This is a genomic window from Kribbella sp. NPDC003505 (genome assembly GCF_040610875.1).
In the GTDB taxonomy this organism is placed as follows: Bacteria; Actinomycetota; Actinomycetes; order Propionibacteriales; family Kribbellaceae; genus Kribbella.
In genome coordinates this window covers 694,095-714,111 of record NZ_JBEXNA010000001.1, presented here as the reverse complement: position 1 = coordinate 714,111, position 20,017 = coordinate 694,095, and the positions used below count along the sequence as shown (strand labels likewise).

Annotated in this window: 19 protein-coding genes; 10 read left to right on the top strand and 9 right to left on the bottom strand. The window is 69.0% G+C overall.

The genetic code is table 11. From position 1 onward, the window contains the following. Nucleotides 1-103 precede the first annotated feature (103 nt). The 4 genes from ABZX12_RS03375 to clpX all read left to right on the top strand — a co-directional run bounded on the left by ABZX12_RS03375 (nucleotide 104) and on the right by clpX (nucleotide 3,086). The gene (locus ABZX12_RS03375; protein WP_355689391.1) at nucleotides 104-253 is read left to right on the top strand and encodes a hypothetical protein; all 150 of its coding nucleotides are present in this window, start codon (nucleotides 104-106) and stop codon (nucleotides 251-253) included. A gap of 111 nt (nucleotides 254-364) precedes the next feature. Continuing rightward, the gene (locus tag ABZX12_RS03370) at nucleotides 365-988 is read left to right on the top strand and encodes an ATP-dependent Clp protease proteolytic subunit (protein WP_355689390.1); all 624 of its coding nucleotides are present in this window, start codon (nucleotides 365-367) and stop codon (nucleotides 986-988) included. A gap of 30 nt (nucleotides 989-1,018) precedes the next feature. Continuing rightward, nucleotides 1,019-1,630, top strand: a complete 612-nt coding sequence (locus tag ABZX12_RS03365; protein WP_355689388.1) for an ATP-dependent Clp protease proteolytic subunit — start codon at nucleotides 1,019-1,021, stop codon at nucleotides 1,628-1,630. A gap of 157 nt (nucleotides 1,631-1,787) precedes the next feature. After that, nucleotides 1,788-3,086: an ATP-dependent Clp protease ATP-binding subunit ClpX gene (gene clpX / locus ABZX12_RS03360; protein WP_350277727.1), complete on the top strand. Its 1,299-nt coding sequence runs from the start codon at nucleotides 1,788-1,790 to the stop codon at nucleotides 3,084-3,086. 186 nt (nucleotides 3,087-3,272) lie between these two features. Here clpX and ABZX12_RS03355 read toward each other — a convergent pair whose 3' ends face one another. Genes ABZX12_RS03355 through ABZX12_RS03325 form a run of 7 tightly spaced genes read right to left on the bottom strand, consistent with a single transcriptional unit; the run spans nucleotide 3,273 to nucleotide 11,966 of the window. Beyond that, nucleotides 3,273-4,562 carry a glutamate-1-semialdehyde 2,1-aminomutase gene (locus ABZX12_RS03355; RefSeq protein WP_355689386.1) on the bottom strand — a complete coding sequence of 430 codons (1,290 nt, stop codon included), beginning with the start codon at nucleotides 4,560-4,562 and terminating at the stop codon, nucleotides 3,273-3,275. Nucleotides 4,563-4,571: 9 nt separating this feature from the next. Next, entirely contained in the window at nucleotides 4,572-5,930 is a 1,359-nt protein-coding gene (locus tag ABZX12_RS03350) for a hypothetical protein (protein WP_355689385.1), read from the bottom strand. After that, complete coding sequence (locus ABZX12_RS03345) at nucleotides 5,927-6,733, bottom strand: amidohydrolase family protein (protein WP_355689384.1); 807 nt, start codon at nucleotides 6,731-6,733, stop codon at nucleotides 5,927-5,929. The genes ABZX12_RS03350 and ABZX12_RS03345 overlap by 4 nt, the downstream gene beginning before the upstream one ends. Beyond that, nucleotides 6,730-7,491, bottom strand: coding sequence for an amidohydrolase family protein (locus ABZX12_RS03340; RefSeq protein WP_355689382.1), 762 nt, complete (start codon nucleotides 7,489-7,491; stop codon nucleotides 6,730-6,732). Before ABZX12_RS03340 ends, ABZX12_RS03345 begins: the two co-directional genes overlap by 4 nt. Further along, the gene (locus tag ABZX12_RS03335) at nucleotides 7,484-9,622 is read right to left on the bottom strand and encodes a heparinase II/III family protein (RefSeq protein ID WP_355689381.1); all 2,139 of its coding nucleotides are present in this window, start codon (nucleotides 9,620-9,622) and stop codon (nucleotides 7,484-7,486) included. Before ABZX12_RS03335 ends, ABZX12_RS03340 begins: the two co-directional genes overlap by 8 nt. Then, nucleotides 9,619-10,659: a Gfo/Idh/MocA family oxidoreductase gene (locus ABZX12_RS03330; RefSeq protein WP_355689379.1), complete on the bottom strand. Its 1,041-nt coding sequence runs from the start codon at nucleotides 10,657-10,659 to the stop codon at nucleotides 9,619-9,621. Before ABZX12_RS03330 ends, ABZX12_RS03335 begins: the two co-directional genes overlap by 4 nt. Nucleotides 10,660-10,661: 2 nt before the next feature. Beyond that, nucleotides 10,662-11,966 (bottom strand): sugar ABC transporter substrate-binding protein, encoded by a 1,305-nt coding sequence (locus ABZX12_RS03325; protein ID WP_355689378.1) that lies wholly within the window; start codon nucleotides 11,964-11,966, stop codon nucleotides 10,662-10,664. Between the two features lie 189 nt (nucleotides 11,967-12,155). On the opposite strand from ABZX12_RS03325, the gene ABZX12_RS03320 reads away from it, so the two are divergent. From ABZX12_RS03320 to ABZX12_RS03300, 5 genes are read left to right on the top strand one after another with little or no spacing between them, the layout of a single operon-like run. Continuing rightward, entirely contained in the window at nucleotides 12,156-13,037 is an 882-nt protein-coding gene (locus tag ABZX12_RS03320; protein WP_355689376.1) for a sugar ABC transporter permease, read from the top strand. Then, on the top strand, nucleotides 13,037-13,885 hold the full coding sequence (locus ABZX12_RS03315) for a carbohydrate ABC transporter permease (protein WP_355689374.1): 849 nt from the start codon (nucleotides 13,037-13,039) through the stop codon (nucleotides 13,883-13,885). Before ABZX12_RS03320 ends, ABZX12_RS03315 begins: the two co-directional genes overlap by 1 nt. Nucleotides 13,886-13,913: 28 nt before the next feature. Continuing rightward, entirely contained in the window at nucleotides 13,914-15,428 is a 1,515-nt protein-coding gene (locus ABZX12_RS03310) for a hypothetical protein (protein WP_355689372.1), read from the top strand. Continuing rightward, nucleotides 15,425-16,252, top strand: a complete 828-nt coding sequence (locus ABZX12_RS03305) for a fumarylacetoacetate hydrolase family protein (protein WP_355689371.1) — start codon at nucleotides 15,425-15,427, stop codon at nucleotides 16,250-16,252. Before ABZX12_RS03310 ends, ABZX12_RS03305 begins: the two co-directional genes overlap by 4 nt. Next, a complete protein-coding gene (locus ABZX12_RS03300) occupies nucleotides 16,249-16,995 on the top strand; it encodes a sugar isomerase domain-containing protein (RefSeq protein WP_355689369.1) in 747 nt (248 codons plus the stop codon). The genes ABZX12_RS03305 and ABZX12_RS03300 overlap by 4 nt, the downstream gene beginning before the upstream one ends. 85 nt (nucleotides 16,996-17,080) lie before the next feature. Here the strand turns inward: ABZX12_RS03300 and ABZX12_RS03295 are convergent, their stop codons facing one another. Further along, complete coding sequence (locus ABZX12_RS03295; protein ID WP_355689367.1) at nucleotides 17,081-17,932, bottom strand: SDR family oxidoreductase; 852 nt, start codon at nucleotides 17,930-17,932, stop codon at nucleotides 17,081-17,083. A 121-nt stretch (nucleotides 17,933-18,053) separates the two neighbouring features. On the opposite strand from ABZX12_RS03295, the gene ABZX12_RS03290 reads away from it, so the two are divergent. Next, nucleotides 18,054-18,953 carry an AraC family transcriptional regulator gene (locus ABZX12_RS03290; RefSeq protein WP_355689366.1) on the top strand — a complete coding sequence of 300 codons (900 nt, stop codon included), beginning with the start codon at nucleotides 18,054-18,056 and terminating at the stop codon, nucleotides 18,951-18,953. Here ABZX12_RS03290 and ABZX12_RS03285 read toward each other — a convergent pair. After that, nucleotides 18,940-19,971 (bottom strand): helix-turn-helix transcriptional regulator, encoded by a 1,032-nt coding sequence (locus ABZX12_RS03285; protein ID WP_355689364.1) that lies wholly within the window; start codon nucleotides 19,969-19,971, stop codon nucleotides 18,940-18,942. The genes ABZX12_RS03290 and ABZX12_RS03285 overlap by 14 nt on opposite strands. Nucleotides 19,972-20,017: the final 46 nt, after the last annotated feature.

Sequence of the window (20,017 nt, the reverse complement as noted above, 5' to 3'; positions counted from 1 at the left end):
AGCAAGACCCCGTACGGCCCGGACCCCAGGTGGGATCCGGGCCGTACGCACGTTCGCCGCACGATCGCGACACGATCGCAAGAAACCTCGCCTACGGTGGCTGGTGAAACGATTTCAGGCGAGGGGACCGGGTGTGGCCGCGCTGCTGCAGGAGCCGGACGTACGACGGGAACCAGACCGGCCGGTGCCGCCGGAAGTACCTGACGAGGCAGCGGCCGACGAGCCCGGATCCGTTGTCCTGTGCGGCTGGTGAACGTGCCCGAATTCGCTCACAGCCGACGAACGGCGGGCGGGCGATGCGCCGTGAGCGAACACCTCCGGCCCAGCCTTAGGTCTGTCGCCGCCGACCAGTAATGTCGGGTTCGTGAACGAGACATTTGCAGCCAGCCCCACCGCCGCGGGCGGCAACGGATCCGGCGGACAAGACGACGACATCTACCGCGAGCTGCGCAAGAATCGGATCATCTTCCTGGGGTCCGAGGTTCGCGACGACAACGCGAACGCGATCTGCGCGCAGATGCTGCTGCTGAACGCGCAGGATCCCAACGCGGACATCTGGCTGTACATCAACTCGCCGGGTGGCTCGGTGGACTCCGGCATGGCGATCTACGACACCATGCAGTGGATCTCCAACGACGTCGCCACCGTCGGGATGGGCCTGGCGGCCTCGATGGGTCAGTTCCTGCTCTGCGCCGGCGCGAAGAACAAGCGCTTCGCGCTGCCGCACGCGCGGATCATGATGCACCAGCCCTCCGGCGGTATGGGCGGAACGGCGTCGGACATCAAGATCCAGGCCGAGCAGTCGCTGCACCTGAAGGCGCTGCTGTTCCGGCTGATCTCGGAGCACACCGGTCAGCCGCTCGAGCAGGTCGAGAACGACGCCGACCGGGACCGCTGGTTCACCGCCGACCAGGCGAAGGAGTACGGCTTCATCGACCACGTGGTCAGCAGCGCCGCTCAGCTCAGCCAGGGCAGCCCGAACTCCTGATCTCCCACTCCGTCAGTTAAGGACGCACCAATGAACTACTTCATCCCGCAGTGGGAGGAGCGCACGTCGTACGGCATGCGCCGGATCGACCCCTACACGAAGCTGTTCGAGGACCGGATCATCTTCCTCGGCACGCCGATCACCGACGAGATCGCGAACGCCGTGATGGCGCAGCTGCTGTGCCTGCAGTCGATGGACTCCGACCGCGACATCAGCATCTACATCAACTCGCCCGGCGGCTCGTTCACCGCGCTGACCGCGATCTACGACACGGTCCGCTACATCAAGCCGGACGTCCAGACGGTCTGCCTCGGCCAGGCCGCGTCGGCCGCCGCCGTGCTGCTCGCCGCCGGTACGCCGGGCAAGCGGCTCGCCCTGCCGAACAGCCGGATCATCATCCACCAGCCGGCCACCGAGGGCACCTACGGCCAGTCGAGTGACATCGAGATCCAGGCGAACGAGATCCTCCGGCTGCGTTCGCTGCTGGAGAAGATGATCTCCGAGGCCAGCGGCAAGGACCCGGAAGAGGTTTCCCGCGACATCGAGCGGGACAAGTTCCTGACGGCCGAGCAGGCGATCGAGTACGGCCTGATCGACGACGTCCTGCAGTCTCTCAAGGCCCCGGTCCCGGCCGGCGTCTGAACAAGTTCAGATCAGGCTCGGCCGGTCTGACCGGCTGTCAAGAGCTTGACGCGTTCGCCACCGGCGTAGTCACAACCCGGTGGCGAGCGCGGTTTTTCGGCCCCGGACGGGGTACCGTCGAAAACGGTCCGACTGCGCATAGAAGGGATCTGTCCCGGTGGCACGCATTGGTGACGGCGGCGATCTGCTCAAGTGCTCGTTCTGCGGCAAGAGCCAGAAGCAGGTCAAGAAGCTCATCGCCGGTCCCGGCGTCTACATCTGCGACGAATGCATCGATCTCTGCAACGAGATCATCGAGGAGGAGCTGAACGAGGGCTCCGAGGTCGGACTCACCGAGCTGCCCAAGCCGCGGGAGATCTACGACTTCCTCAACGCGTACGTCGTCGGTCAGGACGTGGCCAAGAAGGCACTCGCGGTGGCGGTCTACAACCACTACAAGCGGGTCCGCGACGGCCAGGGCGCGTCGAGCGCCGGCCGGCACGCGAAGGACGAGGCCGTCGAGCTGGCCAAGTCGAACATCCTGCTGATCGGCCCGACCGGCTGCGGCAAGACCTATCTCGCCCAGACACTCGCCCGGATGCTGAACGTCCCGTTCGCGATCGCGGACGCGACGGCGCTGACCGAGGCCGGGTATGTCGGTGAGGACGTCGAGAACATCCTGCTGAAGCTGATCCAGGCGGCGGACTACGACGTCAAGAAGGCCGAGACCGGGATCATCTACATCGACGAGGTCGACAAGATCGCCCGCAAGAGCGAGAACCCGTCGATCACCCGGGACGTCTCCGGTGAGGGTGTGCAGCAGGCGCTGCTGAAGATCCTCGAGGGGACGACGGCGAGTGTGCCGCCGCAGGGCGGCCGCAAGCACCCGCACCAGGAGTTCATCCAGATCGACACGACCAACGTGCTGTTCATCGTCGGCGGCGCGTTCGCCGGCCTGGACCACATGGTCGAGCAGCGGGTCGGCAAGAAGACCCTCGGCTTCAACACCAGCCGCGAGCCGGAGAAGCCGAAGGAGCTCGGCGGGTATGCCGACGTCATGCCGGAGGACCTGCTCAAGTTCGGTCTGATCCCCGAGTTCATCGGCCGGCTCCCGGTGATCACGACGGTGTCCCCGCTGGACCGCGAGGCGCTGATCAAGATCCTGTCCGAGCCGAAGAACGCGCTCGTCAAGCAGTACCGGCGGCTGTTCGAGATCGACAACGTCGAGCTCGAGTTCAGCGACGACGCGGTCGAGGCGATCGCGGACCAGGCGCTGCTGCGCGGCACCGGCGCCCGCGGCCTGCGGGCGATCATGGAGGAAGTCCTCCTGAACGTGATGTACGAGGTGCCCAGCCGCGAGGACGTCGCGAAGGTCGTCGTCACCGGCGAGGTCGTCCTGGAGAACGTGAACCCCACGCTGATCCCGCGCGACCAGATCGAGCGCAGCAAGCGCGACCGGCGCGAGAAGAGCGCCTGACACTCTCCACTCAGCGGGAGGCCGGGTCCGCCGTACGGCGGGTTCCCGGCCTCCTTCTCGTGGTGAACGCGACCGGAGGACCGGCTGACGAAGTGACGTGTCTGTACGCCGACGTGTACCCGGACGCGCGCAGGGTGACGGTCGAGGTGACCTGCGCCCAGGATCGCAAGCCGTTCGATCCCGTTCCTACAGGGAGGAAAGCACTGAGTCCGCTGCCGCAATAGTCTCGTCGACCTGGTCCGCGGTGTGCTCGGTGGACAGGAACCACAGCCCGCGCGGGACGATGTTGATCCCGGCAGCGAACAACCCCGCGTGGAACCGAGCCATCGCGGCCCGGTCGCAGGCAGCGAACGACCGATAGTCCGTGACGGCGGCCTGGTCCGTGATGTAGGTCTGGAACACCGGACCAGGTCCGTCGACCAGCAGCGGTACGCCGTGGCGCTCCGCCGCAGTCCGCAGGCCGGCCATCAATCGCTGACCCGTCGAGGTGAGCGGTGGGTAGACCGAGGCACGCTTCTCGTCGAGGTACGTCAGGACGGCGTCCGCCGCGGCCATCGCGACTGGGTGCGAGTTGAACGTGCCCGCATGCGCGACCTTGCCGTCGGCGATCGACCCCATCACCTCGGCCGAGCCGACGAGGGCGGACACCTGCATCCCGCCGGCCATCGCCTTGCCGAACGCGGCCAGATCGGGGACGACGCCGAGCAGCTCGCCGGCTCCGCCCGGAGCGACCCGGAACCCGGTGATGATCTCGTCGAAGATCAGCAACGACCCGTGCTGCCTGGTGAGCTCCCGCAGCCCTTCGAGATAGCCGGGGGCGGGCGTGATGCAGCCGGTGTTGCAGAGCAGCGGTTCGAGGATGACCGCGGCGATCTCGTCCCCGCACTGGTCGAGCACCGCGGCGACGGCGGGAAGATCGTTGTAGGGCAGGACGATCAGGTCGTCGGCGTCGTGGCGCGGCTGACCCGCGGTGCCGCCGACCGCGGTCGGGTGCTTCGCGTCGCCGGCCAGCGCGAGGTCGGGGTGCACGCTGTAGAGGACCGGGTCGAGCCAGCCGTGGTAGTTGCCCTCGAACTTCACGATCTTGGGCCGTCCGGTGTGCCCGCGGGCGAGCCGGATCGCGCCGTGCACCGCTTCCGAGCCGACGCTGTTGAAGCGGACCAGCTCGGCCGCCGGCACCATGTTGCACAGGCGTTCGGCGACCTCGGCCTCCAGTTCGTGCTGCGCCGCGTACGCGACGCCACGGCGTACCTGTGCGGAGACCGCGTCCGCGACGAGCGGGGCGGCGTGGCCAAGCAGGTTCGGGCCCTGCCCCAGCACATAGTCGACGTACCTCTCGCCGTCCACGTCCCACAGCTCGGCGCCACGGGCATGGTCGACGAACAGCGGCTTGTCGGCGCGCCGCGCGTCGCTGGAGACGCCGCCGGCGATCACCTTCTTGGCGCGGGCATAGAGGTGGTCGGCTTGTGTGGGCACAGCGTCCTCCTAGTCGAGCTTCTCGGTCAGTAGCCGGAACTGCTGGCGCGGCCGTCCGCCCCCGGTCGAGCGAGCCGGCGGTAGCGGCCAAGCGAGACCCGCCTCCACCAACTCCTTCAGCATCCGGCGTCCGGTGCGCTGGGTGACCTGCATGATCGCGGCGACGCTCTCGACGTCAACAACGACCTGCCGGCCCGGTGCGGGGCTCATGGCGGAAGCGATCGAGGTGACGATCTCCAGCGCCCGCTGGTCGAGCGGCGACGTACCGTCGACCGGTGCGGCGTCAGTCGTCGCAGGACCGGGCTCCAGGTCCAGCCGGTCGCTGCTGCCGTCCAGATACACCGCTACCTTGCCGCCGGCCGCAACAGATTCCTCAACGGCCATGAGCGCGCTTGCCTCGGCAGCACGGGCAGTCTGACCGGTGCCCGCGCCTACAGCGACAGGCACGCCGAGCTGTGCCGTCAACGTGCCGAGGAAGGGTGCGACGGCGAACTGCTCGGTCAGCCGCAGCAGAGCGCCGTACGTCGTGGTGACGAGGAAAAGTGTGTCGGAGCGACGCGTGACCGATGCACCGACCTGGCGGGCCTCGGACAGCAGCTTCTGGTGCGTCGACAACGCCAGCTCCTGCTGCCAGTAGTCACCTGACTCGGCACCGGACGGAATGACCTGGACGGCGATCATCGCGAGCTGGTGCGCACCCATCCGCGTGCCCTGCCCGAGCAGTACGGCGGTCTCCAGCGCGTCCCGCACACTCGACCGCGTCGGCGCGATCCGCAGCACAGGTACGCCGTCGGCGCGCAGCTGGCGCTCCACGGACAGGATCGTGGTCAGCGCGACGGTGGTGTGCTGACGCTCGAACTTCTCCCGGTGGAACGCCGCGAAGCCGGCCACCGACTCGGGCCCTTCGTACGGGACGTCGTACACCTGCGCTGTGTCGAGGCCGATCTCGCTGTACGCCTCGGAGACGTCCGCGAGGGAGAGCGAGTCGATGCTGACGCGGCTCAGGTCGACGTCCGGGATTGTCAGCGAGGCCCGCAGCAGAGCGGCGTACAGCGCGGCGCCGGTCAGCGGCAGATGCGTCGACGGGACAGTGAGCCAGTGGCCGGTCGTCGCCAGGTCGAACGCCCACGGGCCGGGAAACACCGCCGAGTCGATCCGGTCCCGCAGCCGGAGATAGCGCTCCTCGGCCTCGGACAGGTCGTCGTACCCGCCGGTCAGGAACCGCACGCCGTGCGCGGACCGCTCCGCGACCTCCTGGCCGACCTCCGACATGGTCTTGACCAGCCGGCGCGGCCCGAACAGACCGACCGTCACGGACGGCAGGCGCTCGCCGGACACCTGCTCGGTCTGCTGTGTCTCATCCGTCATAGGTCAACCCCTCGTTCTCCTGGCCCGTCCGGCAACGGCCGCCACCGGAACAGCTTGCGGGCGTTCCCGCTGAGAACATCTTGGCGTTGACTGTCCGACAGTGGTGCGCAGACCACCCGGCCCAGCGACATCCGCTGGTCGATGAACGGGAAGTCCGAACCGAACAGCACCCGGCCGCTGCCCACCTGGTCGACCATCGATCGGATCAGCGGCCCGGTCATCTGCGAACCGCAGACCTCGAGCCAGAGTGAGTCGTGGTGGCTCGCTGCCTCGATCGCCTCGTCCACACCGGCCGGTGTGATGCCGGAATGGCCGAGGATGATCGACGTCCCGGGGTACCGCTCCGCGACGGTCCGGAACAGCGCGGGAGCGTCGTACGGCGACTGGTGCTCGGAGTGGCTGAGGACGGGGCAGCCGGTGGATTCGGCGAATTTCCACACCGCGGCGTACCGCGCGCCGGTGACCGGGTAGCGGTGCAGGCTCGGATGCACCTTGATCCCGACGAACCGGTCGTCGCTCGCGACCCGTTCGAGCTCGCGTTCCGGGTCCTGCCACGGGTTGACGACCGCGTACGCCGCGATCCGGTCCGGGTACGCGTCGACCGCGGCGAGTGACTGGGAGTTGCCCAGGTGTGCGTCCTGCTGGATCGCGCGGTTCGCCGAGAGCACGGTGACGTCGGTGCCGGTCCGGTCCATCACCGCGACCATCGTCGCGGCGTCCGGCTCGGGGATGAAGAACAGCGAGTACGGGCCGAGGTGCGCGTGCACGTCGACGATCCGATGCAGCGGCCGGCGCCCGATCATGAGCGGACCCCGCTCCGGAACAGCCGGCCCGCGGTGCCGGAGCCGACCAGCCGGACCGTCGCGTCGTCGAGGCCCGACCACGCGAGCCGCACCACGCTCTCGCCGGGATCGCGGACGCCGAGACCGGTCGCGAACAGCAGCCGGTCGGCGAGGTTGTTGGCGGCCAGCCATTCGACGCCCTGGTGTGCGGCGAAGTCGACCAGGTCGACGTATACGCCTGCGTGCGCGTCGAGCACGGCCCACAGTTCGCGCAGCTTGCGGTAGCCGAGGTTCGACACGACGATCGGCAACTCCGGGAAGCGGAGCGCGATCCGGGTCAGGTCCGGCCACGGGAGTTCCGCGGCGTCCGCGCACAACGGCAGCTGACGGGCCTGCAGCGCGTCGTACAACTCGTCGAGCAGCGCGGGGGAGAAGCCGTGGGACGCCGGGTGGATCCGGAACGCGGCGACACCGTCGTCGACGGCGCGTTCGACCAGTGCGGCCAGGGAATCGAGCTCTCCCGGCGTCGGCGGGACGGCGGTCCAGCAGGCCAGTACGCCGCGATCGGCCAGGCTGTGCGCGACCGCAGAGGCTTCCGCGTTCCCGCCGACAGGATCGTGCAACCAGGACGCCATTGCGCTCACCAGGGCGCCGGACAGCGCGTACCGGTCGAGATGCGCGGCGATCGCGTCCCGATCGGTGGGCGGGAGCAGCGAGGCCGGGTGCGCGCCGCTGACGATCCGCGCGTCGAACCAGCCCTCAGTCACGTCGTCACCCATGCCACACCCCGTCAACAGTCCAGGGCCCGGCGTACGGGAGGGTGAGGTGAGCCCATTCGTTCTCGGTCGTCGTGTCAATGATCGTGCCGCCGAGCCGGATCTCGCCACCCGCCCGGACCCACAGTCCGCATCGCCCCGAGCAGGTGATCGAGAAACGCACGTGGTCCCCGCTGACCTTGGCGACGACGTCGAGCTCGTCAGTGCTCCGGAGTACCTCGGGCAGCTCCCGGACTCGCCAGCCGGTTGCCCACGACAACTGTCCGTCGACGTTCCGCGTCCAGGTCGACGGGCCGATCCGGTCAACCGTTCTGCCGGCGGTGACGACCAGTTCGCCGTCGATGCTTTGCACTGACACCGCGGGCGGCTCGGCGTCGGCGTGCGGGATCAGTACGGTCGTGAAGTCCCCGGTCGACCGCGTGAGGCCGAGCGAATGCAGCGGGCCGTACTCACCCACTCGACGGCCCAGAACCGGACGACGTGCGATCCCCTCTGAGACCCGGGTGGTGGTTGCTGCCGGGTCGGCCGCCTCCACCAGCAGCAGGCCGGGCCCGTCGGGGCCGGCGGCGTCGTAAGCGAGAGGCCCTACCTGGCGCCATGGATGCAGGGCGTGCCAGTTCGCCTGGAACGTGTAGGGGCCGTCCGCGTGGTCGGTGACGACGACGTACGACGGTTCCTCGCGGACCATCGCGACCGCCCGCGTCTGCTCGAGGCCGTTGCCGTGGTGGCGGGCGGAGAAGATCGCTACGACGTCGGCGTCCACCAGCGAGTCGACGAAGACGCGACGGTCAGTGGACAGCTCATGGTCGTCCACGAGCACCGTGTTGTGACCGCGGCCTGACTGGTACCAGGTCTGATACAGAGGATCGTCGTAGCTCGGGGGACCACCCGCCTCCCAGAGCAACGGCTGTCCCCACCCGTCCAGCACCAGATCCAGTACGGCGCGATGCGAGTGGGACTCCAGCTCGTGCTCGATGTGCGGCCCGTGGTTGATCACCGCACGTACGTCGGGACCGCGCAGGATCGTGTACCCGGACTCGGGCAGCACGGTCGCCGGCGGCAACGCCGGAACCGCTGCCGGCAACAGCCATTCCGCACGGTCCGGCCGCGTCGGAAAGGTCGCCACCTCGGCAGCGAACTCCGAAGGCGACAGCCACTGTCCCGCGATCTGTGCGAGCACCGGGTCGTTCAGCAGGTAACTCCCGCGCAGCAACGACGCTGCCGGCCACTCGATCCCGCTGTCCTGCAGATGCGGCAGCCAGCCGCCGGACGACGCCAGCTCGCACATCCACGTGTGCATGGCGGCGAACCGGGGGTGTGCCGCCACCGCCGGGTCGATCCGCGCAGCGGTCTGCAGTGCCGTCAACACCATCCGGTGGTACCCAGGTGAGCGCTCGTAGTGCCCACCGTCCGGATAGACGTCCAGCACCAGGTGTTCCTCGATCCGCTGCCGCGCACGCTCCGCCCAGGCCGCCGACTCCACCAGCGACGGCAGGACGGCGCTGAGGTGCAGCAGTTCCGTGGCGCACACAAGTTGCCAGTTGCCGTGCCGGAAGACGTCATGCTCGTCGTACGCCCAGCGGGCTCCGCCGACGAGTGTTGCGACCAGCTGGCCCCACACACGGTCGGACAGCGGCGAGTCGGTCAGTACTTCGAGTGCCGGCAGCAGGCTGCGGCAGCGGGCCCAGGTGCCGAGCGAGTACCAGATGACGTCCAACCCCGGCCATTCGCCAGTCACTGTGTCCCGGCGTGACACCCACTCGTCCAGATGCTGCTCAAAAGCCTCCAGGTAGCGCATGTCCCCGGTCAGCTGCCAGGCCTGCACACCAGGAGCCAGCCACCCGAGGTAGTGGAAGCCGTACAGCTGTGACCGACCCAGCCCACTCCCGGTGACGTCCACACCATCCAGCAGCGGAGCAGCTGCAGCCAGGACGGCGTCCGCCGCCGGAGTGGCCCGCGTCGCCGAGGCCCACTCGGGCAACGGCCAGGCAGGCCGCTGCAACTGCCCACCGACAAAGGCACGCAGCCCCGCCAGATCAGTAGCAGGCGACCCGAACGCCTTGATCAGGTCGTCCGTCCCGATCCGATTGATCCGCCCGTCGATGTGCCGCGGCTTCTCAGGACCCTCGCTCATGCGACCAGCATGGATACGTCGACGGGCCGGCGGGTCTGGATGGAGAGGTGCGCGGCTTCCAGTACGGCGGTGACGTTGCGGCTGCTCTCGATGGTGATGAGGGGGTCGCGGCCGGTGCGGCAGCAGTCGACCCAGTGGGCGATCGCGTCGGCGTAGGCGCCGGCGGGGATGCCGTGCATGACGCGTTGCAGCATGTTCCGCGGGTACGTGTAGCCGTCGGGACGAGCCAGTACGACGCTCTCCTTCTGCCGGTCGAGCTGTACGACGCCGTTGTCGGCGACCACCGCGACGTACGAGTCGACCGTCGTCGGGAACGTGTTGGGATAGATCCACGCGGACTCGAACGTTGCCACCGCGCCGCGCGAGTACTCGGCCTGGATCTGGATGGCGTCCGGGGTCTCGATCCCGAGCGACCGGAGCTTGCCCCAGCGTGCGGTCGCGTAGACCCGGCTGACCTGGTCGCGGAGCAGCCAGGAGACCAGATCGATGTCGTGACTGGACAGGAACCAGGCGCAGGTCGTGCGGTCGGCCCAGGACAGCATCTCGGTCGGCACGAAGATCGTGTCGTCCTTGCGGGCGTACGCGACCGCGGCGTCGCCGAGGCCGTCGAGCAGCTCGTAGGCCTGGGCGTACGCCGGCACCCAGCGATGGTTGAACAGGCACATCGCGACCACGCCGTTGTCCCGGATCGCCCTCACGGCCGCGTCCGCCTCCGCGACCGAGGTCGTCATCGGCTTCTCGACCAGGATGTGCTTCCCGGCCTCCGCGGCCCGGAGCATCATCTCGCCGTGGAGGTCGTCGGGCGTGGTCAGCACGACGGCGTCGACGGTGTCACTGGCCAGCAGAGCTTCGAGATCGGGATGGACGACCGGCCGGGCGCCCCGCCCGGCGATCTCGTCGGCCAGCCGCTCGGCCGACTCCGCCGAGCGGCTCGTGACCGCGGTGATCGAGGCGTCCGCCCGGCCGGACAACGACAACGCGTTGCCGCGGCCCATGATCCCCGCGCCGACGATCCCGATCCGCAGTGTGTCCGTCACGTCTACTTACCCTTCGCCAGTGTGTCGTTCCACGCCTTCTCGGCGTCGTCCAGTGCCTGCTTCGCGGTCTTGGTGCCCGACATGTACGCGCGCACCTGGTCGTCGAACAACTGCCGCAGCTGCTCGTCGTTGCCGGAGCCCATCGACGCGTCGACGCTCTGCTTGAACGTGTCGATGAGGATCTTCCGCGCCTGGTCGGCCGGCGTGGTTCCGCTGATGTCGGTGAAGAACGGGTCCGCGAGGGCCTTCACCGACGACGGGTAGATCGGCACCAGCTTGCACAGCGCGAGCTGCTGCTCGGGCGCGGCGACGTACTTCAGCCACGCGGCCGCGGCGGCCTGGTTGTCCGACTTCGCCGGGATCCCCATCACCTGCTGGCCCGGCATGTAGAACTTGCCGTCGGCACCGGTCACCGGTGGACCGACCACGATCGACGAGTAGACGGCCGGCGCGTTCTTCTCGACGTTCAGCAGCGAGCTGGACACGGCCGCCGGGTTGAACGCGATCAGCTTGTTCTCCAGCGACTGCGGCAGGTCCCGCGGGTTCTCGCCGAGGCTGCCGGGCGCGATCGCGCCGGAGCTGTAGAGCGGCTTGAACTTCTCCAGCAGGGCCAGCGTCTCCGGGGTGTTGAACGCGGCCTGCTTGCCGTCCTCGGACAGCAGCGGGATGCCGTTGGCCTGCACCACGCTCGAGTACGCCATGAAGTTGGTCGCCGACTTGCCGGTCGCGTCGTGGTACTTCGTCGCGAGCGCGAGCGCCTCGTCGTACGTCGCCGGCGGCTTGGCCGGGTCGAAGCCCGCCTTGGCCAGCAGGTCCTTGTTGTAGAACGCCAGCGACGTACCGCCGTTGTACCAGGGGATCGCGATGCGCTTGCCGTCGACGACCAGCGGCTCGGTCAGGTTCGGCAGGTACGCCGCCACGTCCTCCTTGCTGAACAACGAGTTCAGGTCGGCCATCGAGCCGGCGAACAACCCGGTCGTGGCCGAGGTGAAGTTGACGACGTCCGGCACCTTGCCGCTGGCGATCGAGGCCAGCAGCTTGGTGGTGATGTCCGCCCCGGGCACGTCCACCCAGTTGATGTGGACCTTCGGGTGCTCCTTCTGGTAGGCGTCGATCCATTTCTGGATGTCCGGCCCGTAGTTCTTCTGCAGGTTGATCGTCCACCACTCGACGTCACCGGAGTAGGCGTCGCCGGACTGTTTCTGGTCGTCGTCACCGCCCGCCGGACTGCCGGACACGCAGCCGGCCAGCGCCAGCACGAGAGTGGCAACAACAGCGAGTCGGAGTCTGAGCAGGGGTCGGGCCATCATCGGCTCCTCAGAACGGAATGTCCTAAACCTGGCTTACAGACACCAGAGTGTTCGCCATCTCTTCGACGGAGTCAACGGAAACTCCCTGAAATTTTCCGGAGTTACCGCTTCCAGCGCTGCGGGTTGTGCGTTACGGTTCCCGTCAGCTTGGTATCTGAAATCTGGGTTTCAGACACGAGGAGCAACATGCCCGGTCTCAAGGGCCGCGTCGTCGGTCAGCACTGGTACACGCCGTATGTGTTCATGCTGCCCGGACTGCTGTTCTATGCGGCGATGTTCGCCTGGCCGGCGGTGATCGCGATCCAGCTGGCGTTCTCCGACTACGACATCGTGCATCCGGTGCGCTTCTCCGGGCTGGACAACTTCGTCCGGCTGGCGCACGACCCGCGGGTCTGGATCGCGCTGCGGAACTCGCTGCTGTTCGTGCTGATGTTCCTTCCGCTGACCGTGGTCGCGCCGCTGTTCCTGGCGATGCTGGTCAACCTCAAGCTGCGCGCGATCCAGGCGTTCCGGATGCTGTACTACCTGCCGGTGATCACGTCGATGGTCGCGGTGGCGGTCGCCTGGCGGTACGTGTTCAACCGCGAGGGCGTCGTCAACTGGCTGCTCGGCCTGTTCGGCGCCGGACCGACCGACTTCCTGCTCGACCGGCACTGGGCGCTGCCGACCGTGGTGCTGCTGGAGGCGTGGAAGAACGCCGGTCTGTTCATGATGATCTACCTGGCCGGCCTGCAGGCGGTGCCGTCGGACCAGCTCGAGGCCGCGACGATCGACGGCGCCAACGCGTGGCAGCGGCTGCTGCACGTCGTCGTACCGTCGCTGCGGCCGACGTTCGCGGTGACGCTGGTGCTCAGCATGCTCGAGGCGATGCGCGCTTTCGAGTCCGTCTACGTGCTGACCCGCGGCGGGCCACTCGACTCCACTCTGACCCTGGGCTACTACATCTGGTCGAAAGCCTTCGAGGACTACGACATGGGCTACGCGAGCGCCGTCGGCCTGCTGTTGTGGGCGATCATGATCGTCCTGGCCGGCTTCAACCTCCTGGTGACCCGGCGGAGGGACGTCTGATGGCCCGCCGGTTGTACCGGCCGAAGCCGCGGATCAACGGCCGCCGGATCGGTCTGTACGTGCTGCTGATCGCGGTCGCGGCGCTGTTCGTCGGGCCGTTCCTGATCCTGCTCAGCGCGGCGACGAAGCCGGCCAGTCAGGACGTGTTCGGCTTCCCGCCCGACCTGATCCCGCGGCCTCCGGTGGCCGACTGGTTCCGCGAAGCCTGGACGACGATCCCGTACGCACGGTTCCTGGTGAACTCGGTGATCTACGTCGGCATCACGATCCCGGTGTACCTCGTGGTGTCCGCGCTGACGGCGTACCCGCTGGCCCGGATCGCGTTCCGCGGCCGCGGGGTGTTCTTCATGCTGTTCCTGTCGATCATGTTCCTGCCCGGCGAGCTGATGCTGATCCCGCGGTTCCTGGTGATGAGCCAGCTCGGCCTGACCGACACGTTCGCCGCGGTGATCCTGCCGGCCGTCCTGTCGTCGCTCGGGATCTTCCTGCTCCGCCAGGCGTTCTCGCAGATCCCGGACGAGATCGTCGAGGCCGCCCGCGTCGACGGGGCGAACGAGTTCGCGATCTTCTGGCGGATCTGCGTGCCGATCGTCGCGCCGACGCTCGCCGTGCTGGCGATCCTCGGTTTCGTCTCGGTGTGGAACAGCTTCATCTGGCCGCTGGTGGTGCTGACCAGCCAGTCCAAGTTCCCGATCGCCCTCGGGATCGCCTACCTCAGCGGCGTCGCCGGCACCGACGTCCGCGGTCTCGCCGCCGGCACCGTGATCTCGCTGATCCCCGTCATCGTCGTCTTCCTGTTCTTGCAGAAACGCATCCTCAACAGCATGGGCGGCGCCGTCAAAGGCTGACCCTCCCTCCACCCCTTGTGAGGCATCAATGCACCCCTCCCGCCGCACGTTCGTCCTCGGAACCACCGCCGGCGGTATCGCCGCCTGGGCCGGTCTTCCCGCCCTGTCCGCTGCCGCCGATCCACTCGTCTACGACTCACCCGAAGCCTTCGACGTCGCGCAGGCGGGGTACCTCGCGTCCAACGCCCAGGACAACGAGGCCGGCCTGTACGCCTGGGGCGAGTCCTACTTCCTGCTCGGCCTGCTCCGGATGTACGAGGCCTACCAGGACGAGAAGTACCTGCGCACGTTCGAGGACCGCGCCCGGCACCTGATGCGGACCACCGACCACGCCCGGAGGGTCAAGGACTACAAGGGCAGGTCCGGCCCGGTCTGGCGGACCGCGGGCAACTACACCGCCGGCCACGGTGTCCTCCCGGACGGGAACGGCGCCCCCGCGGTGCAGCTCCGCTGGGCCGGGACCAGATCGGCCGAGTCGACCGCCGAGGTCCTGAACGTTGCCGAAGGCACCTTCGACCTCGTGCTCCGCAACCCCGCTACCACGACTGTTGTCACGCTGCCGGCGGTCAGCCTCGATCCGGCCTCCCCGGCGTACGTCGTGACCGCGGTCAACAACGCCTACAACGCGTCCCTGCGCTGGACTGCGGTCGACCTTCGCACGGCTCCCGCCGCGGCGCCCGCGCCGGCGGCGACCACGATCGCGTTCACGCCGCAGTACTACGTGTTCGCGGTGCACACCGGAATGATCGCGTTCCCGCTGGCCCGCTACGCCCGGATGGTGTTGCAGTCGGCGAAGCTCCGCGGCGAGCGAGGCGACTTCGCGCGCGAGGTCCTCGATGCGGCCAAGGGGGCCGTGGAGTTCCACGAGCCGGAGTGGGTCTCGCGCGCGGACGGCACCGGCGACTATGTGTGGCCGAAGGGCGCGCCGATCCCGTTCGACGGGACCGTCCAGCCGTACAACCAGAGCCAGGGCATCGGGCAGGTGCTGGTCGAGCTGTTCCGCGTGACCAAGCAGCCGCGCTACCGGACGCGCGTGCTGCAGATGCTGAAGGCGTACGAGCCCGCGCTGCGACTCGTTGGCGAGGCCTACGTCTGGACCTACTGGCCGCCGTACAGCGAGCTGTACGCCGGGTACCCGAAGACCGCGGGGATCTCGGAGTACACGCCGTCGTACCCGGCCTCGAAGCAGATCGAGGACCTGAGCCACGCCGCGATCAGCACCGAGTTCGTGCACGCGGCGTACGACGCGGGGATCGACGGCGGGCCCGCGACCGACATCCAGCGCTTCACGAAGACGTTCACGCAGAAGCTGGTCCGGTCGGCGACGGAGGTCTGGTACCGGGTCGACGGGACAGGTGTCGCGGTTCCGGCGAACGCGGTGCAATGCGCGCGCTGGGGCGAGTACGCCGAGCAGGATCTGCTCGTCTACCAGCAGTCCTTGCGCGTGTACGACGCCGTACAGCTGGTTCCGGTGCAAGGCTCGCACGCGTTGGGGATCGCCTACCTGAATTGGGCCAAGAACTCTGGTTGGAGGAACAAGTGAGACTGCTCCGGATCCACACCGACGACGGACTGCGCGACGCCGTACTGGCCGACGACGGCCGGGTGGTGACGTTGCCGGGAGCGTCCGAGGCGTTCGACTCGGACCGCTGGCGGGAACGCGCCGCCGCGGCCACCGACGCGCCGGTGGAGCTCGGGGCGGTGCGGCTCGCCGCGCCGCTCAACCCCGGGAAGATCGTGTGCGTCGGGCTGAACTACGCCGACCACGCGGCCGAGGGCGGGCAGCAGGCGCCGGCCGAGCCGATCCTGTTCATGAAGGCGCCGGACACCGTGGTCGGTGCGTACGACGACGTGGTGATTCCGCGCGGCGGTGAGAAGACCGACTGGGAGGTCGAGCTCGGCGTGGTCATCGGCCGTACGGCGGCGTACCTGGCCGACGAGGCGGCGGCGCTCGACCACGTCGCGGGGTACGTGCTGGTGAACGACGTGTCCGAGCGGCACTTCCAGTTGGAGCGCGGCGGGCAGTGGGACAAGGGCAAGAACTCGGCCACGTTCTGCCCACTCGGGCCGTGGATCCTGACCGCGGACGAGGTGCCGGACCCGCAACAGCTCAAGCTCGGCCTGGACGTGAACGGCGAGCCGCTGCAGGACAGTTCGACGGCCGAGATGATCTTCGGCGTCGCGCACCTGGTGCACTACATCTCGCAGTTCATGACGCTCTACCCGGGCGACCTGATCAGCACCGGGACGCCGGCCGGTGTCGGCGCGGGCCAGAAACCACCGCGGTACCTGCGCGAAGGCGACGTCCTGCGGGTCTGGGCCGACGGTCTGGGTGAACAACACAACAAGCTCGTCGCGGCGCCGTGACGAGCACCTACCTGACCGCGATCACCGAGCTGCTCGGGCGGATCGAGGCGGAGGAGCAGGAGTCGATCGCGGCGGCCGCGGGTGTCCTCGCCGACCAGATCGCCGCCGACCGGCTCGTCCACGTCTACGGTCCCGGCGGGCATTCGAACCTGGCGGCGCAGGAGATCTTCTTCCGGGCCGGCGGGCTGATGCACGTCGCCGCGATCCTCGACGAGGGCACCCTGCTGTCGAACGGCGCCCTGCGCTCGATGGCGGTCGAGCGTACGCCGGGATACGGCCGGATCGTCATCGACACCGCGAGCCTCGGCGCGGACGACGTTCTCCTGCTGGTGAACGCGTACGGGATCAACGCGGCCCTGATCGACGCGGCGCTCGCGGCGAAGGAGCGCGGCGTACGGACGATCGGGGTGAGCTCACGGCAGCACGCGGAGCGGACCGCGCCGGACCATCCGGCGCGGCACCCGTCGCGGGCGAACCTGCACGACCTCGTCGACGTCGCCGTCGACACCAAGGTGCCGATCGGCGACGCGGTCATCGAGCTCGACGGACTGCCGGAGCGGACCGGCGCGGTCTCCACGTTCGCGAACGCCTTCGCGCTGAACTCGATCGTGCTGCGAACCCTCGAGGAACTCGTCGCCCGCGGCGTCACGCCGCCGATCTGGCGCAGCGGCAACGCCCCGGGCGGCGACGCGGCGAACGCCAGGTTCTTGGAGGACTTCCGGCATCGGGTCAGGTGGCTGTGACGACAGGACGTAGTCGTCTACGTAGACGTCGCCGTGAGCGTGGAACGCGCCGCGAGGACGGGCCGGGACCGGATACCTCCTGTCCTCAGTGCACAGCCGCGGCGATGCTGTCGGCGATCGGGGTGGTGGGCCGGCCGATCAGGCGGGTGAGGTCGCTGCCGCGGCCGGTCAGCAGGCCGCGCTCGACGCCCTTGTCGATGTCGACGAGCAGCTCGGCGAGCGGCTTCGGCAGGCCTGCTCCGGTCAGGATGCCGAGCAGCACCTCGCCGGGCACGTTGTCGTAGGCAACTTCCTTGCCGGTCTGCCGCGAGAGCTCGGCGGCATACTCGCCCAGCGACCAATCGGTGTCGCCGTTCAGCTCGTAGGCCGTCTTGTCGTGGCCGTCCGTGCTGAGGACGACGGCGGCGGCCGTCGCGAAGTCGCGCCGGGAGGCGGTGGCGAGCCGGCCGTCGCCGGTGCTGCCGACGACGCCGTGCTCGAGCTGCGTCGCGAGCTGCTCGGTGTAGACCTCGTTGTAGAAGCCGTTGCGCAGGAAGGTGTAGGTCAGGCCGGAGTCGAGGATCGCCTGCTCGGTCGCCTGGTGGTCGGCGGCGAGAGCGAGGTCGGCGTCCGGGCCGCCGAGGATACTGGTGTACGCGATCCGCGCGACGCCGGCGTTCTTCGCGGCATCGATGACGGCCTGGTGCTGGGCGAGCCGGTTGCCGACCTCGCTGCTGGAGATCAGCAGGACGGTGTCGCCGGGGCCGAAGGCCTTCGCCAGCGCGTCCGGGTCGTTGTAGTCGGCGATCCGGACCTCGACGCCGCGGTCCGCGATCGGGGCCGCCTTCGAGGCGTTCCGCGCGACCGCGACGACCTGCTCGGCGGGCACCCGCTGCAGCAGCTCGTCGATGACGAGCGTGCCCAGGTGCCCGGTGGCGGCGGTGACGACGATACTCATTCATACTCCTTGTCGTTGACGTTCTGTCACCGACATTAGGTCGCAGAAGCGAGCGGATCTATGTCCATGGAGCGCTGATTTATGTCCGATCGTCTTGATCGATGCGCGTATCATGACAGGTATGGATGTGCTCGCCGATGTCGTCGCCGCGATGCGGACCGGTCCGGCCACGTCCGGGCGCACCGACGTCCGGGGTCCGTGGGGGCTGCGCTTCGTGCATTCGTTCGGCGCGACCTTCCACCTGATCCTGCAGGGTACGGCGTGGTTGCTGCCGCCGGACGGCGACGCGATCCCGCTGGGGCCGGGCGACGCGGTGCTGCTGCCGCGGGGCGCCGAGCACGCGCTCGCCGACCACCCCGACTCGCCGCTGGTCGACTTCGACCCGTCGGTCGAGGAGCCGCAGCACGGGCAGGGCGCGCGGTCGCTGCTGTTGTGCGGGACCTACCGGCTCGACCGCGAGCGCCCGCATCCGGTGCTGAGCAGACTGCCCGACGTGGTCGTCGTCCCGGCGAGCCCGGCACGTCACCGGTCGTTGCACACGGCAATCAGCATCCTCGGCGAGGAGCTCGACGCGCAGCGGCCGGGCGCGGCCGCGGTCGTGCCGGCGCTGGTCGACGCGTTGCTGGTGCTGATCCTGCGGGCCTGGTTCGAGAACAACGACTGCCCGACGGATCGCGGCTGGGCACGGGCGCTGACCGATCCGGCGGTCGTGCAGTCGCTGGAGCTGATCCACGAGCAGCCCGGTGCGGCGTGGACGGTAGCCGACCTGGCGTCCGGCGTCGGGTTGTCGCGGGCAGCGTTCGCCCGGCGGTTCACCGAAGCGGTCGGGGAGCCGCCGCTGACCTACCTGTCCCGCTGGCGGATGACGACCGCGGCGCGGTTGCTGCGCGACCACGACCGCCCGCTCGCGGCGGTGGCGAAAGAGATCGGCTACACGTCGGAGTTCGCGTTCGCGAAGGCGTTCAAGCGCGACTTCGGGGTACCGCCAGGGACCTACCGCAAGCAGCTCATTCCGGCCTGAGGGTCGCCACCAGCTCGCCGCGGCTGCGGACGCCGACCTTGGCGAAGGCCGACTTCAGGTGGTCCTGGATCGTGTGCGGCGAGATCGACAGCCGGTCGGCGATCGCGCCGGTGCTGTGCCCGGAGATGACCTCCAGGCAGATCTCCCGCTCCCGCGTGGTCAGGCCGTACGCCGCGAGCAGCATGCCGAGCAGGTGGTGACCGCTCGCCGGCTCGATCGTGACGACGACCTCGTCGGCGGTGTCACCGAGCAGCCGGCTGCCCTGCAGCAGGACCCACTCGCCGGCCGCGGTCTGCACCCGCGCCTGGAACGTCCCGGCCGACGCTGCGCGCGTTCCGGTGACGACGGCCCGCAACAGTACGCCGAAGCGGCCCGGCGCGATCTCGTCCAGCTCGTCCTGCCAGGTCCGGGCGGCCGCGGTGATCGCCCGCGGCTCGCCTGCCGGGCCGGTGACGACGATCGACGGGCCGACCCCTCCGCGGTACCCGTGCGCGTCCGTGCGAACGGCGACCCGCGTCGCCGCGCCGATGACCGGCGCCACCGACCCCAGGAACTCCACCTCCCGGTCACTGAAGTCCGGGCCGCTGCGGACGAATCCGGCCGCGCCCCAGCAGTCCCCGTCGACGACGAACGTCGTCCGGACCTCGTGCTCGATCCCGAGCGGCCGCCACACCTCGTTCAGCCGCCGGTGCCTGACGACCTCGCGGTACGGCAGGTCCGACAGCCGGGCGACCTGGTGGGACGTGCGGGCGAGTTCGGCGAACGAGTTCGGCACCGTTCCGGCGTACTCCGTCTCCGCCAGCAGCGGCTCGTACTCCGGTGGCGTGCGAGCCGCGCCGCTGGTCATCGAGCTGATCACCAGCGTGCCCGGGTCCATCCCGGCCCAGCAGGTGAGCTCGCTGCCGACGACCTGTTCGACCACCTCGATCGCGGCAGCGTGCAGTTCGGCGACCCCCATCCCCGAGGTTGCCAGTGCTGCGATCTCCCGGCGCGCGGCCCGCGCCCGGCCCTCCCACATGCGCTCAGTATGCGCCGCCGTCCCGGTGCCGCCTATCCCTGAAATG

Coding starts and splice junctions, on each gene's coding strand:
- ABZX12_RS03325 (WP_355689378.1), bottom strand. CDS start 11,966: ATGGCCCGACCCCTGCTCAGACTCCGACTCGCTGTTGTTGCCACTCTC.
- ABZX12_RS03350 (WP_355689385.1), bottom strand. CDS start 5,930: ATGACGGATGAGACACAGCAGACCGAGCAGGTGTCCGGCGAGCGCCTG.
- ABZX12_RS03335 (WP_355689381.1), bottom strand. CDS start 9,622: ATGAGCGAGGGTCCTGAGAAGCCGCGGCACATCGACGGGCGGATCAAT.
- ABZX12_RS03345 (WP_355689384.1), bottom strand. CDS start 6,733: ATGATCGGGCGCCGGCCGCTGCATCGGATCGTCGACGTGCACGCGCAC.
- ABZX12_RS03290 (WP_355689366.1), top strand. CDS start 18,054: ATGGATGTGCTCGCCGATGTCGTCGCCGCGATGCGGACCGGTCCGGCC.
- ABZX12_RS03340 (WP_355689382.1), bottom strand. CDS start 7,491: ATGGGTGACGACGTGACTGAGGGCTGGTTCGACGCGCGGATCGTCAGC.
- ABZX12_RS03320 (WP_355689376.1), top strand. CDS start 12,156: ATGCCCGGTCTCAAGGGCCGCGTCGTCGGTCAGCACTGGTACACGCCG.
- ABZX12_RS03315 (WP_355689374.1), top strand. CDS start 13,037: ATGGCCCGCCGGTTGTACCGGCCGAAGCCGCGGATCAACGGCCGCCGG.
- ABZX12_RS03365 (WP_355689388.1), top strand. CDS start 1,019: ATGAACTACTTCATCCCGCAGTGGGAGGAGCGCACGTCGTACGGCATG.
- ABZX12_RS03285 (WP_355689364.1), bottom strand. CDS start 19,971: ATGTGGGAGGGCCGGGCGCGGGCCGCGCGCCGGGAGATCGCAGCACTG.
- ABZX12_RS03310 (WP_355689372.1), top strand. CDS start 13,914: ATGCACCCCTCCCGCCGCACGTTCGTCCTCGGAACCACCGCCGGCGGT.
- ABZX12_RS03295 (WP_355689367.1), bottom strand. CDS start 17,932: ATGAGTATCGTCGTCACCGCCGCCACCGGGCACCTGGGCACGCTCGTC.